A 16280-nucleotide genomic window follows, 5' to 3' on the forward strand; every position below is an offset into this window, starting at 1 on the left:
AGTATTACATATTCAAAGCCCATTTTTATGACAAAAAAATACCGGCTTAAGCCGGTATTTATATAAAGTTATAATAACTATTCACTGAGCACTAAATTGGCAGCTGCTTTTAAAATACCGGGATAATCTTGCTCTGGTAGATACTCTGTAAGTTCACCTAATTTATCTGCAAGCTCACTCATATTAATAGCCGATACATTAATATGGCCCATTTTACGACCTGGTTTTGCGGTTTTACCATACCAATGGCTAGTTACATCAGCGAACTTTAATACTTCGCTTGGAATACTTGGTTGGCCTAGCACATTGACCATCGCGGTAATGTGTTTAAGCTCTGTATTACCAAGCGGTAAGCCTGCAACAGCGCGCATGTGGTTTTCAAACTGCGAGCAATGGCAACCTTGTTGCGTCCAATGGCCTGAGTTATGTACGCGCGGTGCAATTTCGTTAACGAGTAACGTGCCATGTACATCAAAAAACTCAATAGCTAACACGCCAACGTAGTTAAGCTCATTTGCTATTTTTGTAAATGCATCGTTTGCTTGCGCTTCAACACTTTGATTATTTTTACCAGCAATAGAAAGCGTTAACACACCATTAGTGTGCTCGTTTTCTGTTAGCGGATATATAGCAACATTACCGTGTTTGTCGCGCGCACCAATGATAGATACTTCACGATCAAACGGGATCATTTTTTCAGCAATAATCGTATGTGGCGCAAGCTCGGTGCCTGATGCAATAAAATCAGCCATTTGTGACCAAATTTCGTCTATTTGATCATCCGATTTTAAACGCCATTGGCCTTTTCCGTCGTAACCCGCTTGGCATGTTTTAATTACAAGAGGTTTACCTAGAGTTTTAACGGCAAGTTCTAAATGCGCTTTTTCAGTAATTAATTGGTACGGCGCACAAGTTACGTTTGTTTTATCAAGCAATGCCTTTTCAAGCGAGCGATCGCCACCGGTTTTAATAGCGGCTTTTCCTGGGTAAAACTTATTACTGTTACAGCAAAGGGTTAGTACGTCATCAGGAATGTGTTCAAACTCGGCAGTAATGGCATCAGCGTTTGATATTGCTTGCTCAAGCGACGTGTTATAAATGTCACCAGTTAGCGGGTGCATAATTTGTTTACTGCCTACATCGTATGCAACAACGTTTAAATTAAGCGGCGCGCCTGCAAGGCTCATCATACGTGCAAGTTGCCCTGCACCTAATATTAAAATATTCATTATTACTCTGCAGGGTTTGGATTAGCTAATATAGTGTCGGTTTGAGCTTTACGAAAAGCTTCAATTTTTGCAAAAATTTCTGGATTTTGACATCCTAAAATTTGTGCAGCTAATAAACCCGCGTTTGCTGCGCCCGGCTCACCAATGGCAAGCGTACCTACCGCAACGCCTTTAGGCATTTGGCAAATAGATAAAAGTGAATCAACACCATTTAATGCTTTTGATTTTACAGGTACGCCAAGTACAGGAAGCGACGTAAAAGCAGCTGCCATACCAGGTAAATGCGCTGCGCCGCCAGCACCAGCAATAATAACTTTAATACCACGTTCTGCGGCTGAACTTGCGTAATCAGCAAGTAATTGAGGAGTGCGGTGTGCAGACACGACTTTGGTTTCGTACTTAATGCCAAAATGCTCTAGCATAAGTGCTGCATGTTCCATGGTTGGCCAATCTGATTTAGAACCCATAATAATGCCAACAGTCATAAATACTCCTCAGTAATGTATTTTAAAAATAGCGGACTTATGTCCGGTTTTAGGCGGGTATTATACCCAAACCAAGTTTAATTGCGACTCACAAAAACAAAAAAAGCCATGTTTAAACATGGCTTTTTAGAGTTAACGGGTAAATAGCTAATTAAGCTTCTTTACTCGCTAGGTATTCTGCGTAGTTGCCTCTAAAGTCGATAACTTTACCGTCTTTAATTTCCCAAATACGGGTCGCAACCGACGATACAAACTGACGGTCGTGGGAAACAAACATCAATGTACCTTCGTAAGCTTCAAGGGCTAAGTTAAGCGCTTCAATTGATTCCATATCCATGTGGTTAGTTGGCTCATCCATTAACAATATGTTTGGCTTATGCATCATAATTTTACCAAACAACATGCGGCCTTGCTCACCACCTGAAATTACTTTAACTGATTTTTTAATATCGTTTTGAGAGAATAACATACGGCCTAAGAAGCTACGAACCACTTGCTCGTCGTCGCCTTCTTGTTGCCATTGCTCCATCCACTGAAACAAGTTCATGTCGGTTGCAAACTCATCAGCGTGATCTTGCGCGTAGTAACCAATATTAGCATTTTCCGAGAACTTAAACTCACCAGCTTTAGGGGCTAAACGCCCTGCTAATGTATTAAGTAATGTTGTTTTACCAACACCATTTTCACCAATAATAGCAATACGTTCGCCAACTTCTACTAAACCTTCAAGTCCAGAAAACAACGTATTGTCGTCAAAACCTTGTGTTAGGTTTGTCATTTCAAGTGCGTTTCTGAATAACTGCTTTTCTTGATCAAAACGAATAAACGGCGTTTGGCGTGAAGATGCTTTAACTTCGTCTAATTGGATTTTGTCGATACGTTTAGCACGCGATGTTGCTTGCTTAGCTTTAGATGCGTTAGCAGAGAAACGAGATACAAACTGTTGAAGTTCAGCAATTTGGTTTTTCTTTTTCGCGTTTTCGTTAAGTAATTGCTCACGTGCTTGCGTTGCTGCAAACATGTATTCGTCATAATTACCTGGGTAAATACGAAGCTCGCCGTAGTCAATGTCGGCCATGTGTGTACACACAGAGTTTAAAAAGTGACGGTCATGCGAGATGATTATCATGGTACAGTCGCGCTGATTTAACACGTCTTCTAACCACTTGATGGTGTAAATATCCAAGTTATTAGTAGGCTCATCAAGTAGCATAATGTCTGGGTCTGAAAACAATACCTGTGCAAGTAGCACGCGCAGCTTAAAACCCGGTGCAATTTCTGACATTGGGCCAAAGTGTTGGTCAGTGCCAATACCTACACCTAATAAAAGCTCACCTGCTTTAGATTCAGCAGAGTAACCATCCATTTCAGCAAATTCAGTTTCAAGATCGGCTACTTTCATACCGTCTTCTTCGCTCATTTCAGGTAAAGAGTAAATACGGTCACGTTCTTGTTTGATTTCCCACAACTCTTTGTGGCCCATAATTACGGTATCGATTACTGAGTATTCTTCGTAGGCAAACTGATCTTGATTAAGTTTAGCAACGCGTTCGTTAGGATCAGTACTTACATTACCTGAAGACGCTTCAAGCTCACCACTTAAAATTTTCATAAATGTTGATTTACCACAACCATTTGCACCGATTAAACCGTAACGGTTACCATCGCCAAATTTTGCTGAGATATTTTCAAATAATGGTTTAGCACCAAATTGCATGGTGACATTAGCTGTACTAATAATAGCGCTACCCTCCAAAGGAGTAATGATGTATTTAAATTGCGCGCAGTTTAAACCAAAATGGCCTGTTTTTCTATGAAAGTTTAAAAGCAAACCACTGCGTTTTAGCCATTTATTATGGCTATGTAGTTAGTAGTAAAAATAACGGATTAGATTTAATGGTTTCGTTAATTTTTATTCAACTTATTCTAATTAAAATCCATAAAGTATGTTTTACAAACAGGCATAAGAGATTAGAAATTACGATACAAATTAGAGTAAAAAAACTTTTAACGTGTTTGTGTGTCTACTTAACTCATTTTTGTTCACCCTATAATAATAAAAAGTTATATTAATGATAATAAAGTACTTTTAGAGCTTTTACACTAGTTACTACTTTTTAACCAAGATGAAATTAATTCAAATTACAATTTTTACACATCGCTAACTCCTCATCCTATTTACCTATCAAATCATTAAAAACACAAACTTTTGCAACACCTGAAAAACAAAATTAACCTTTAGTGAATATCCGTTAAGTTTAACGATTAATTTTATTGAGTATTTTTCACTTTTGAGCCGTTTATTGCTTTGTTAGTCTTCGAATCTGAATTTTTACCTACGTAAAAAATTGACCAATTTACACAGGGCAACACACAAGATGAGCAAAAAATTAGCGACGCTTATTAGCGCAAGTATTGTATTCGCACCCGCTGTTTCGGCAGTAGAATTATACAAAGATGACAAAAATACTGTTGAAGTTGGTGGATATCTTGATGTGCGTGTAATTAATACACAAAATGAAACCGAAGTTGTTAACGGTACTTCGCGCATTAACTTTGGATTTACCCGAAAGCTTAAGAAAGACTGGACTGCACTCGCACTCGTAGAATGGGGTGTAAACCCTGTTGGCAGCAGCCATATTATTTATAACAATCGTTTTGAGTCTATCCAGGATGAGTTTTTATATAACCGTTTAGGTTACGCAGGCCTTTCACACGAAAAGTACGGCCAACTTACCATTGGTAAACAATGGGGTGCATGGTACGACGTAGTTTACGGCACAAATAATAGCTTTGTATGGGATGGTAATGCGGCTGGTGTTTACACCTATAACAAAGACGATGGCGCTGTTAATGGCACTGGTCGTGGAGATAAATTAGTGCAGTACCGCAATAGCTATAACGATTTTAGTTTTGCAGTACAAGCGCAGCTTAAAAACAGCGAATTTTATACCTGTGACGTAACCGACATTTCAGAAGAAGAATGTGAAGCACTTTGGAACTCTGGCGATAGTGCAGCCCAAGAAGTTGAATTTAATTACACATTTGGTGCGTCTGTAACTTATACCCCAACTGACATGCTAACACTTACAGCAGGTGTTAACAGTGGTGAGTTTGATTTAACGTTTGCCGATGGTTCTACTCGCAATGTTGAAGATTTAATTTATGGTGCAGGTATTATGTGGGGCAACATTGATGAGCCCGGCCTATACGTTGCAGCCAACGTAAATAAAAACAAAAACCACGACACAGATAACATTGGTCGCTTAATTAAAGACGCAATCGGTGTAGAAACATTTGCATCTTACCGCTTTGATAACGATTTTCGCCCTTTTATTGCCTACAACGTGTTTGATGCTGGTGATGATTACGTAATTCAGCCAAACTTTAACGCCGACCCAGACGATGTATTTAAACGTCAGTTTGCTGTTATTGGCCTTCACTACTTAATTGACGAAGACACTATTGCCTACGTAGAAGCGCGTAAAGACTTTAGCGACTTTGAAAGCGATAACAAAGAGCAACAAGCACAAATGGAGCAGTCGGAAGATGACGGTATAGCATTTGGTTTTAGATATAAGTTTTAAATATAAGTTTATAAAACGACTACAACTTCCCTAAGCACAACCATTTTAGCCCTTTTAACTTTTTTAACTGGGCTTTTTTTATTTTTCCATACTTTTTTCAATACTCAATTTTGCATTTAAGGCTATTTCAAAAAAGGCATTAACAGCCGCAGTGGTATCTGCTTTTTCAATTTGTAATAGCACCATTCACGATGCCCCTATTTTTTACGTTTACCATTTTGCTGCTCATTACAATGAGCGAGGAAAACTTTAATTAATCACTCATAGTCCACACTCGGCATTTATATTTTTAGTGGATGTAGTTATCGCAGGCTTTATTATTTTGACTACCTCTTTGATTACTTTTTATAATTTGACTTTATTGCTAATTTTAACGTTATAGCAACACTTAGTATGATGTGTTCTTTTACTGTAAAGCCACCAGCCAATTTATATTAACTGCATTAAGAGTATAAAAAGATGCTGAAACTATATTGAAATTGCAAAGTACTGACACTGCTTTTTACTGATCACAAATACCTAAGGCTGCTTAAAAGCAGTCACATATAGGTGTGGTATATGCTCATGGGTACTCACGGTATTCTAATTCAATAGTCATGTACTGTATATGAAAACAGTACATGTGATTGCTATGAAAAAATAATTTAAACCTACCTTTCTTTGTAAGTCGTTAATAATATTGAACTAAGTAAAGTGTTATAAAGTTGATTCGTTATCATAAATAGATAAAACAACGATAACTGTATGTATATACAGTTATCACTTAAACCAATCTATCTTACTTTTTAATAAACGTACTATAACCAGCTAATGCCTTAGCCACACTAATTGATGGATTATCTGAATGCTCAGCACCTTTGTTTATATCACTTTGCCACACAAGGTTATTGTTAGGATTGGTTGATAAAGCGGCCTCTAAATTACTAAACGCTTTTAACATTAGCGGATGCTCTGCCCCGCCCACCGAAAGATATAAATATGTAGACGACTTCACTTTGTTATCTTGGGCACTTAAAAACGCTTCTACATTATTAACTACGGTCATATCGTCATACCAAGCCGCAGGGCTAAAAGCAAAATAGCCATTAAACAATTCAGGCTTTGTATGCAGCGTATAAAGTACAAAGCTACCACCTGCCGAAAAACCACTTAAAACACGGTTATTACTAAGCTTATATTTTGCTGATAGATAAGGGAGTAACTCAGTTTCAATAAACGCTAAAAACTTGTCGGCTTCACCATTTGGTTCAATAAGTGTTTCATTTTCTGTGCGCGCTTGTGTGTTTACATCTTGGCGAGCATAAGGAGGCACTAAATCGCGATTACGTGTATCTGTAAAAAACAAATTAGGAATAGACACCAATATAGCCTTATCCCCTTTTTCGCTCTTAGCTTGTTTTGTAAGTGCTTTATCCCATGTATCTAAATTAAAGTTACCATCTGTTTTAATAATTAACGGATACGCTTTTTTAGGATTGTAATTAGCGGGCAATCTTATAAACACTTTGCGCGACTCATTAAGCACGCTTGAGTTAATTGTTACATCTGTATAGGCCGATACATAATGGTTGTAATAGCGTATAGCTAAAATACCAATAGCAAAAATGACTACGGCTAAACTTAAATTAATAATATAGTGTTTTGTTATTTTTATTGCCATACGGCATTCCTTTCAATGTTTAGGAGTTATTTAATCGAGCTTAACCCATTGTTTTATTTCCAGCGCGGTCATAATAAGCTCAACCGAAAACGCGGCTAAAATCATGCCCATCACTCGCGTTAAAATAGACGCGCCGCCAGTACCAATTAGCTTAATAATTTTACCCGAAAGCAGCAACAGTATTAAGGTAATACCCAACACACCAAGTGTAACAAGCGCTGTGCCTATTTGAGTAGTAATTGGGTGTATGTGGTTATCGGTAAGTAGTATTACCGCCAAAATAGCGCCAGGAGTCGCCGTTGCAGGTATAGCAAGCGGAAACACGGCTATATCGTGATCGGGGTCTTGTTTGGCTTTATTAGAATCGTTTCCAAAAATCATTTGCAGGCCAAACAAAAACAATATAATTCCGCCCCCTAACTGAAACGACACCAACCTAATTCCCATCGTATTAAGTATTAGTTGCCCTATTAAAATAGAACCCAATAATACGCCCCCGGCATAAAGTACCGTTTTAAATGCAGTTTTACGGCGTTGTTGATCAGTTAAATGAGAAGTAAGCGCAGCAAACAGCGCCATAGTGCCTGTTGGGTCAATGGTCGCCCAAATTACAAGCGCATCTTGAGAGAGTTTTTCTAGCATATAAAATCCTTGTTAAGCGTAAATGTTTAATAAAACACGGGTAACAAATTCATTTGCTTACGCTTAACTATAATAGAAAGCCGCTATTTTTTGTATTTTATTTACTGAGCTTTAAGGATTGAGGATTGAAACAAGGTAAGCACTTATAATTGCCGTCTTGAGTTAAAGTGATTTATGCCAAATAGAATTTTCTCTTAAACTAAAGCCCAGTTTCATAAGTAAATTATGGGAACGTGCATTATGTGCACTCACCTCGGCCGACAAATGTTTAAGCGGAATTTGCTTAACTAGAGTTTCAATAAAACCGGTCACCACTTCAAACATTACGCCCTTATCCCAAAAGTCAGGATGCAGCTCAAATCCTATAAACGCACTACTTTTACACCGGGTTAAATTATAAAGCCCACAAGTACCCATTAACTTTCCAGATATATTATGTTCAATTGCAACTCGAATTACTTCGCCTTCGTAGTAAGCACTAATATCATCTTGTATTAATTGTTTGATTTGCGTTTTGCTAAGTGGTGTTTCGTAGTCGTTAAATTCTGACACGTGCGGGTGATTTAAAATATTAAATAAACACGCTGCGTGTTTGTGGGTAACTAAACGCAGCGTAACGCGCTCAAGCTTTGTGGTGTTAAACATTTTATTTAAGTGGTTATTTAAATTAGCTCTTTATGGGCACGCATTATTAACTTACCATACCCTATTAACAAGCATTATCTTTAAAGCAAAAAGAGTGGATAACGTAATGAGTGACGATTTTAAAGTAATACAACCCACTACCACAGTATATTGCCCAAAGCGCGGCGAAGGCTGGACCTTAACAGGCATTACTAATATTAACGAGTTTACCTCAGTAATGTTTGACGGCACACGCTATACGCTTCCAGCACGCGAAATAGTAGAAGAACTTCTTCCTAACCAATTAGCGCGTGAGCAAAATAGCTAACCAAACACATACACAGTAAAAAGGCTGCAATTTTGCAGCCTACTATCTAATCAACGAATTAAAATGCATCGTCTTCGCTGTAAACATTAACGTTTAGCTCGTCATCATTTTCAAATACCACAAACGAGATAGGCTTACAGCACACTTGGCAGTCTTCTATGTATTGCTCATCAATATCTGCTGCATCAAGTAATACTTCTATACTTTCTCCACAATAAGGGCAGCTTATTGATGTTTCTGTTAACTGGTTCATTTATCACCTGCTAATTTATATCACGAATGTTGTCACTTTAATGAACACGTAAGCATAATTCAACACCCCATTAAATAACGCATACTTGGCTAATCCAATTAAACCATGCTACTAACTTAAATAGTGATCTTGTTACTAGCCTTATCCCTATAAAACTCGTCAAAGCACAATATTTTTCACCATAGATAAATTAGTCAGCACTCTACAATGAAATTGTATTAGCACTTAGCGGGTCTAACTTTATAAGTATTTATAAACTCACAGTACAGATGGATAATTTTATGAAAAAATCACTTACGCTTGCATTAACATCTGCCGTTATTTTGTTTAGTACATTCTCCCATGCAGCTAAAACCGAAAAAGCCGTTCTAGCTGGAGGTTGTTTTTGGTGTATGGAAAGTGACTTTGAAAAGCTAGAAGGCGTAACCGATGTAATATCGGGCTTTACTGGCGGTAAACTTATAAACCCGACATACAATGGTAATCATAAAGGCCATTACGAGGCCGTTGAAATCACATACGATCCGGCCATAGTAAGCTATCAGGGCATACTTGATCATTACTGGGTAAATATCGATCCCTTTGATGCCAAAGGCCAATTTTGTGATAAAGGCCCTAGTTACTTAAGCGCTATATTTGTACAAAACGACGAACAACGTAAATTAGCCGAAAAAACAAAAGCAGCAGTAGTTGCCGAGTTCCCTAATCAAACTGTGGTTACACCTATACTAAACGCAAGCACCTTTTACCCTATAAAAGGGAGGGAAAGCTTTCATCAAGATTATTACAAAAACAATCCAATCCGATACAACACCTATCGTTGGCGTTGTGGTCGCGACAGCCGCCTAGAAGAAATTTGGGGCGAAAGAGAAACTCACTAGTATTTATTAAGCAACTAAATTACACCAACAAAAGGCTGCGTATTGTGCAGCCTTTTGCTTATCTACAAAGCTAGCTTTCTCTGCTTCAAAAAGTATACGAACCTTCATTATCAATAAATAGTATATTCTGTTTCCTAAAGCAGGCTGTTTATCTACTAAATCAAATACAATAAATTGCACTCCTAGATTGATATAAACAAAATTTAACAGCTGGAGTTACACAAAATGTTTGCCAACCAATTACAACTAGCGCGTGCTCTAGAGTTACCAACACGACAAGCCATGCTTTACCGTGAACCAGCAGTACAAAACTTTTGGATAAACAACACTGACCTAATTACAAACGCGTGGAGCGAATGGGAAGCAACATCAATAGATAGCTCAACGTTTACACTTGACGACACACTACTTGATAAAAACCTACGCGAAGCAGTAAAGCAAGCATGGGAAGATCCATCAAAAGAGCTAGCCGTAAAAGCGTTATTACACGAAGTAGCGCCTGATGTGTTTCAATTTCAATTTTTTGATCCTGAGCGCCTAGCTGTATTACGCGGATATTTAGAACAAGTATGGAATTCGCAAATTCCTATGCGCCCGCCATACGGCATAGTGTTAAATCGCCGTGGTGCCATGCTTGATAGCCGATCAGAAGGTTATTTAGCCGCGCCAAGCTTTCAAGCATTTTATAACGAAATACTAAACACTTATATGCGCCCTATTTCACGTATGCTGTTCCCGGAAGTTATGGGGTTTGATACACAAACATTTGGCTTTTCAATTTATTATGAGCCAAATACAGATTCATCAATTCGCCCACATACCGACGCATCAGCTGTAACGCTTAACATTAACCTAAATTTACCAGGCGAAGAGTTTACAGGGTCACAAGTGGACTTTTATCACCCGTACACAGGTGACATTAAATCACTTACCTTTAAGCCTGGTACTGCCATGTTACATCGAGGCAATATTGCACACGCAGCCAAGCCTATTACCAGTGGCGAGCGAACTAACTTTGTATTGTGGCTGTATGGGGAGCGCGGTCGATTACCAGCACAAGGTGCACCACGCATTCCTGTTGATGCTAAACAGCGCTGGACTAACCCTAACAAACCAAATGATGGCTACGCACCATTTTAAGTAAGCGCTTTTAACGTTTTAAATATAAAAGGCTGCCAAATTTAAGCAGCCTTATAAAAATAAAGCTCATCCAGTAACCAACACGTTTTAAGTTTAGTAATATCAAAAAACCGCCCTATTCATAATCTATATTGTCGCCACTTATAACAATAGATAACACAAATTTTCCGTCTTGCTTTTCTTATGTCCCAGTACTTCGCTTAACAAAGTACAAAATTTAAGGGGATGTTATGTTTTTGTATTCAATTGATAAGCCACTGTAATGCTTAAGTTGGTAATTTAATAAATTGTGCTATCTTTTTACTATCTACATTATAAAAATACGAGCTAACCCAAAATAAGAAATAGCACCTAAATAAGCAATTGGAAAGTGTGAATATACACTGAGGTAAATAAGCAATAATATAAAAAACAGACTAATGCTAAAGCAAACCACTGCCAAAAGCCTGCCTAACCAACATATAGATTGGGCTGCAATATTTAAAACAAACAAGGAAATAGCCCCAAGTATTACATACACTAAAGTGTTTAAATCTTCCCCATGCGCTAAACCATCTTCGGTATAGTACATCATGTAATGAGCAAGCGGAGTCAGTGCTAATAGAGCCCAGAAACCATAACTGCTCCAAGTTGATGAGACAAAATAGTTACTACCAATGTCAGGCGCAGGAAACGATGCTTTATATCTATTTTGGTTCATGTGAATTCCAGTTAAGCCGTTTTATATAAGTTGATAGCAAGGCTTTTATTAAAAACACAAAAGGCCAATAGACAATAAAAACTGTCCGTATTATTGATTTTTATCAAAAAAATTACAACATGATTGCACCACTAACCACAATACAGAATAAAAATCGTACTATTAGCAATTAATCAAAGTAATAAAAAATCTAATTAAAAAGAATATTGAACAATAAACTTTTCAATTGATAGAATGCCCTACTTTTTCCCATAAAGAGATACAATGGCAAACTTCAATACTCATCTTAATACTGCCGTAATCATCACAGGCTTAGCCTCAGCCACCTTACTATCTGCAAGCCATATCGATTTAAACGGCGCACTTTGGTTATGGTTTTTAGGCTCTATTGGCGGTTTATTACCCGACATAGACTCAGATAACTCCACATCACTCGACACTATTTTTAACTTATTTGCACTCAGCGCTGTATTACTAGTGCTGCATTACATAACCACCGAGCTCATTATTGAAATTAGCTTTATCGAGTTAATCGTAGTGCCGTTATTGGTTTACGGATTTATGAAATATATTATTAGACCTATTTTTGAATGGATCACAGTACACAGAGGTAGTTGCCACTCTTTACTATTTATACTGTTATGCGCGCTATTAACGACTCAAGTAACATGGAAACTAAATGACCAATCAACCACACAAGCAGCCGTTTTTGCCTGGTTAACGGGTGGGTTTATTTTACTCGGCGGACTAATTCATTTATTACTGGATGAAATTTACAGTGTGGATTTAAGTAATGTCACAATTAAGCGCTCTTTTGGCACCGCTTTAAAAATAGCTGACTTCGATAATAAACTAATTACGCTAGCTTCAATTATTGCCATTGCAGGTTTAATTTATGTTGCCCCTCCCACAGAACAAACTATTACAGCGTTAAGTGACTGGTCTCATTTTACGTTTTTATCTTAACGCCATAAGTAATAAGCCGTTTAACCACATACTCAAAATGTGTGCCCTCTTGGTAATCAAATGTTGATTTACTAAGAGGGCATGAGGCACTGCGCTTTTAGATACATGCATGGCTAAACCAAAGCGGCTTTGCAAAGTTAGGTTTAATTAAAAGCAATAGCCTGAGCCTGTTTGTTATTAATTAATACTTTTATAGGTTTAAGTGAAATAATTTACTCGCTTTACCTGTCTTATACCTACAACGATAAACGCTATTTAATACAAATACTAAGCAGTTTGCTACATTCAAACCCGCAACACCTGTTAAAAGCGTCAAATATAAAATCAAAAGAGGTCCATAATGGAATTTACACTTAAACGCACCACCCTAATTACAGCATCGTTATTGTTGGTATTGGCGATATCACAGGGTATTTATTCAGCGCTTTACAGTGCTGAAATTAGTTTTTCAAGGCAGGTTGCTTGGGGGCTAGAAGCACTGGTATTTACTTTACTTGTTGCTTTTGCAGGCACAGCTATGGTGCAAGCAAAAAATGCTCAGCTAGGCTGGTCGGCTATCGCGTTTAGTGCAGTACTTAACATAGTGCAGGTAAGCATTGGACTTACTTTGTTTTCTACATTTGGAAAAGTTGCAGGCACAGTAGAAGGCGCACAACCTTTAATTGGTGGCGTGGTTTCTTTGTCATTCATGATTTACTATGCAGCTAAAGTATTATTGGGATTAGCAGCACTTGTTTTTGGCCTGTCTTACTTAGCTAAAGGTGGCAAAGCAATCGGCGGCCTTACAGCCCTAGCAGGCGGTGTTGCAGTGCTTGCCAATGGTATTTTAATTACCTTTGGTCGTGATGGATTTCTACCATCAGCTGTTGCTGGTGCATCAGGCATGATTGCAACGTTACTTTTAGCAATCTGTTTAATAAGCCTTTACCGTAAAGCAGACTAAGGCTTAATGCCTTACAAAGTATGGTTCTTACTTAGATAAGTTATAGACATCGGCGTGTATTAGAGTGCAAATTCGCCGATGTTTTACGTTTAAAGTGACAGCCATCTTATTTTATAAAACTAATTCACAATGAGGATATGAGGCGCTGCGCTTTTAGAGGGTAAAAATAGCTTATATCAAAAGCTTTTGACCGATTTATGTTTTGATATATGAAGTCAAGATTTGACCCCTTAACTTCTTAACTTATAGTCATAGCTGACTAGCTGACAGACCAAATGACATTCCTACTAAATGCCCAATATCAAAAAATGGAATTCGATGCTCCATTTGAGAATAATGTGAACATTTTACAATAGTTAAATTTCGGTTATCTTTCGCATTTACGCTTGTCAGAAGATCAATATATGCAGGATCATCTCCAATAAACACAACATTTCGAAAAGTAAGGTCTGAAGATTCAAAAGAAGATTTGTCTTGAAAAATATCGTGAGTAATCTCGAAAACAGACTCTACTTTTTTCTCTTTTTCCTCGAAAGCAAATGCAACAAGCTCAAACAGGCAGTTATTACCTTTAAGTTTTGCGCCATCTAATGATGAAACAGGTATTTTAACTAAGGGAATATCATCAATTGAATTAGAAAAGGCAAATACTTTATAAGTTTTCTTTTCCTCTAACACTCTACAGTTGCGTAAAGCTTGATAAACTAATTCTTCTAATTTTAAATTACTAAAATCACTTTTTGGATGCAGCTTTTTATACATTGGCGAAAATTTTTCAATTGATTCAGCAAGGAAGTTAACATCAATTAAAACGGCTGTATTGGAGTAATTTACGGTTTTATTTTTTACTTTGTTTTTTTTTGCTTCCTCTAATTTTGTATCTCTGATAGCTTCGAGTTCATCCCAACTTTTATTGTAAAAGCAAATTAGATCTCTAATGCATTTGGTTATGTATAACTGTAATTTATTGAAAAGGTCTGTTTGTTTACTAAGTTCTGGTATCAATATTTCTATACTCTTACCATTGTGAATTATTTCAGTACGCAATCCATCTTCATTATCACCGCTAGAATAGTATTTAAATTCTTCCTGCAATCTATGAATGTCCGAGCTGTTTTCGGCTATATGAGCCGCAATTTTTGTTCTAACCTTCTGGAACTTAGTAAAACTATTTGGATCGGCGATAAATTCAAACAATCTCATTATTTCGATGAATTTCCCTGTATTATCATTTTCTTCCAATGCATTTGAAAACATTCTCAATGCTTGTTTCGCTATGTTTCCAACCTCTCCAATATCAGCATTTAATAAGTTAAAATTAGTGAAAATTTCGGAGTTAATATCTAAACCTACACCCGCCGTTAAGGTATTACTGTAGATCGTAGTATCTATGATACGAGTAAAAGGACTCCCTTTTCCACTGTACATTAACAGCAACGTCTCACCTGATGCAACTTGCCCTAACCTTGCTGGCATGGTTTTCGGAGCCACTAAGGAGCAAAACTCAAATTTAATATAATCGATAATTATAGAGGCTTTAGATATTGCAGTAGTAATAATTTGCAAATCACTTGATATGCTCCCAGGGTAATCAGCATAAGTTTGATCATTAATTACTATTAAAGGGTTTGATTTAAGCTTCTCAATGTTTGAATCAAATTTGTCTTTATCTTCTTGAGACATGATAATTGTACTACTATACATATCATCAATATCGATACAGCCTTTTGGAAAGATTCTTATGTTCCCAAATGACTCTTCATTTTTTAAATCAAGTCTCTCCACGGGGAAAATATAAAAATACTTCGTTTCAAGATCGTTTCCGTACAAATCTTCAATTTTATTCATAAAACCTCGGAGAAAATATATCGCCGTGCTTTGCGGCTGGTTTGGAGCGAAGCGGAAAATCAGTCCGCCAACAGCGCCTTGTTAGTTTTAGTAATTCTGATTACGCTTTAACACCAACTCATGTTCTTTGGCGATAGGTATAAGTTTTTTATATATATTATTGTAGTCTTCCAAAGAGTCCATCTGAGACCATTCAGAGAGAATAACCTCTTCCTCTTGGTCTGTAATATAAGGTGCCACTATCCGAACGTGCTGTTTAAAATCAGATGTAGCATTTAATACGATAGATTCGCCCGCAAGAAATAATAGAGCGAGCAAAAGATAAAACCAGACCAATAATTTGACGAATAGGAACCCGTAAGGAACCCACTTTGGAATTGGTTTGACCTCACTTTCGTTTTTTTCTTCTTTCGGTCCTTTTAAGCTGGTGGATATCTTTGACGATATTCCTCCCCAGCCGACCGCAACAATGACGAAAATTAGACTTAAAATAAAATATGAGTACGTAGTACTCTGTAAAACTGCTGTTCTGGCGTATCTACTATCAATATAATCCGTTAAAAACCCTAATACGCCCGTTCCAAGATAAAGCAGAATCGAACCTGAGTGCTCAACAATCAGCCAAACCGCAAATGAGCCTAAAGCCCCCCAAAAGAAAGTAAAAAACCGAGGGTTTTTCTCAAGTTTTGTCCAAAATTCTTCCACAGGTTCTCCTTTAAACTAACGAGACTGTAGAATAACTCCAACAGCCAAATTCAATTAAAAACGAGTTCCTGTAATTAACTCTAAGCGTTTTTAAAGCATAAGTTAATGCATTTGGAACCCATAAAACTGGCTGTTTTTCTTAAAAAAGAGTAATTCAACAGCCTCAACGCCTCGCTAAGAGGCCAAGTAATGCTTGGCTATATTCTGTGAGGAACGAACACGAGCCAAGCGTTGCGTGTCCGGGTAGTGTTTAGAAATCTGTGTCATTTCAGTATTATTAAGAAAACAG

The 16280-nt window shown here is 37.4% G+C and carries 16 protein-coding genes; 6 read left to right on the forward strand and 10 right to left on the reverse strand.

The genetic code is table 11. The features are described 5' to 3' along the window. Positions 1–77: 77 nt before the first annotated feature. The 3 genes from GQR53_RS10035 to GQR53_RS10045 form a co-directional block, all read right to left on the reverse strand. Positions 78–1229: a 5-(carboxyamino)imidazole ribonucleotide synthase gene (locus tag GQR53_RS10035; RefSeq protein WP_165743849.1), complete on the reverse strand. Its 1152-nt coding sequence runs from the start codon at positions 1227–1229 to the stop codon at positions 78–80. 2 nt (positions 1230–1231) lie between these two features. Next, positions 1232–1714, reverse strand: a complete 483-nt coding sequence (gene purE, locus GQR53_RS10040; protein ID WP_002962540.1) for a 5-(carboxyamino)imidazole ribonucleotide mutase — start codon at positions 1712–1714, stop codon at positions 1232–1234. A gap of 151 nt (positions 1715–1865) precedes the next feature. Continuing rightward, positions 1866–3455: an ABC-F family ATPase gene (locus GQR53_RS10045; RefSeq protein ID WP_076914937.1), complete on the reverse strand. Its 1590-nt coding sequence runs from the start codon at positions 3453–3455 to the stop codon at positions 1866–1868. 637 nt (positions 3456–4092) lie between these two features. Between GQR53_RS10045 and GQR53_RS10050 the strand changes: the two genes are divergently transcribed. Beyond that, complete coding sequence (locus GQR53_RS10050) at positions 4093–5301, forward strand: porin (RefSeq protein ID WP_165743850.1); 1209 nt, start codon at positions 4093–4095, stop codon at positions 5299–5301. A gap of 778 nt (positions 5302–6079) precedes the next feature. On the opposite strand, the gene GQR53_RS10060 is transcribed toward GQR53_RS10050, so the two are convergent. The 3 genes from GQR53_RS10060 to GQR53_RS10070 form a co-directional block, all read right to left on the reverse strand. Then, positions 6080–6961 carry an alpha/beta hydrolase-fold protein gene (locus GQR53_RS10060; protein ID WP_165743851.1) on the reverse strand — a complete coding sequence of 294 codons (882 nt, stop codon included), beginning with the start codon at positions 6959–6961 and terminating at the stop codon, positions 6080–6082. Positions 6962–6991: 30 nt separating this feature from the next. Beyond that, positions 6992–7603, reverse strand: a complete 612-nt coding sequence (locus tag GQR53_RS10065) for a MarC family protein (protein ID WP_165743852.1) — start codon at positions 7601–7603, stop codon at positions 6992–6994. A 162-nt stretch (positions 7604–7765) separates the two neighbouring features. After that, a complete protein-coding gene (locus GQR53_RS10070; RefSeq protein ID WP_165743853.1) occupies positions 7766–8248 on the reverse strand; it encodes a GNAT family N-acetyltransferase in 483 nt (160 codons plus the stop codon). A gap of 106 nt (positions 8249–8354) precedes the next feature. Between GQR53_RS10070 and GQR53_RS10075 the strand changes: the two genes are divergently transcribed. Next, positions 8355–8555, forward strand: a complete 201-nt coding sequence (locus GQR53_RS10075; protein WP_002962626.1) for a hypothetical protein — start codon at positions 8355–8357, stop codon at positions 8553–8555. Between the two features lie 58 nt (positions 8556–8613). Here GQR53_RS10075 and GQR53_RS10080 read toward each other — a convergent pair whose 3' ends face one another. Beyond that, positions 8614–8808, reverse strand: a complete 195-nt coding sequence (locus GQR53_RS10080; protein WP_002962627.1) for a CPXCG motif-containing cysteine-rich protein — start codon at positions 8806–8808, stop codon at positions 8614–8616. Between the two features lie 281 nt (positions 8809–9089). On the opposite strand from GQR53_RS10080, the gene msrA reads away from it, so the two are divergent. Both msrA and GQR53_RS10090 read left to right on the forward strand, forming a co-directional pair. Beyond that, positions 9090–9689: a peptide-methionine (S)-S-oxide reductase MsrA gene (msrA, locus tag GQR53_RS10085; RefSeq protein ID WP_165743854.1), complete on the forward strand. Its 600-nt coding sequence runs from the start codon at positions 9090–9092 to the stop codon at positions 9687–9689. A 225-nt stretch (positions 9690–9914) separates the two neighbouring features. Then, a complete protein-coding gene (locus GQR53_RS10090; RefSeq protein ID WP_165743855.1) occupies positions 9915–10829 on the forward strand; it encodes a 2OG-Fe(II) oxygenase family protein in 915 nt (304 codons plus the stop codon). 307 nt (positions 10830–11136) lie between these two features. Here the strand turns inward: GQR53_RS10090 and GQR53_RS10095 are convergent, their stop codons facing one another. Beyond that, entirely contained in the window at positions 11137–11529 is a 393-nt protein-coding gene (locus tag GQR53_RS10095) for a hypothetical protein (protein WP_231619903.1), read from the reverse strand. A 264-nt stretch (positions 11530–11793) separates the two neighbouring features. Here GQR53_RS10095 and GQR53_RS10100 point away from each other — a divergent pair, with 264 nt between their 5' ends. Both GQR53_RS10100 and GQR53_RS10105 read left to right on the forward strand, forming a co-directional pair. Beyond that, positions 11794–12495 (forward strand): metal-dependent hydrolase, encoded by a 702-nt coding sequence (locus tag GQR53_RS10100; protein ID WP_165743856.1) that lies wholly within the window; start codon positions 11794–11796, stop codon positions 12493–12495. Between the two features lie 340 nt (positions 12496–12835). Further along, positions 12836–13438, forward strand: a complete 603-nt coding sequence (locus GQR53_RS10105; RefSeq protein ID WP_165743857.1) for a thiamine biosynthesis protein ThiC — start codon at positions 12836–12838, stop codon at positions 13436–13438. A 249-nt stretch (positions 13439–13687) separates the two neighbouring features. Here GQR53_RS10105 and GQR53_RS10110 read toward each other — a convergent pair whose 3' ends face one another. Beyond that, the gene (locus GQR53_RS10110) at positions 13688–15286 is read right to left on the reverse strand and encodes a hypothetical protein (protein WP_165743858.1); all 1599 of its coding nucleotides are present in this window, start codon (positions 15284–15286) and stop codon (positions 13688–13690) included. Between the two features lie 87 nt (positions 15287–15373). Then, positions 15374–15991, reverse strand: coding sequence for a hypothetical protein (locus tag GQR53_RS10115; RefSeq protein WP_165743859.1), 618 nt, complete (start codon positions 15989–15991; stop codon positions 15374–15376). Positions 15992–16280 lie beyond the last annotated feature (289 nt).

Origin of the sequence: Pseudoalteromonas sp. Z9A6, from assembly GCF_011378805.1 — a bacterium.
Lineage (GTDB): Bacteria > Pseudomonadota > Gammaproteobacteria > Enterobacterales > Alteromonadaceae > Pseudoalteromonas > Pseudoalteromonas distincta.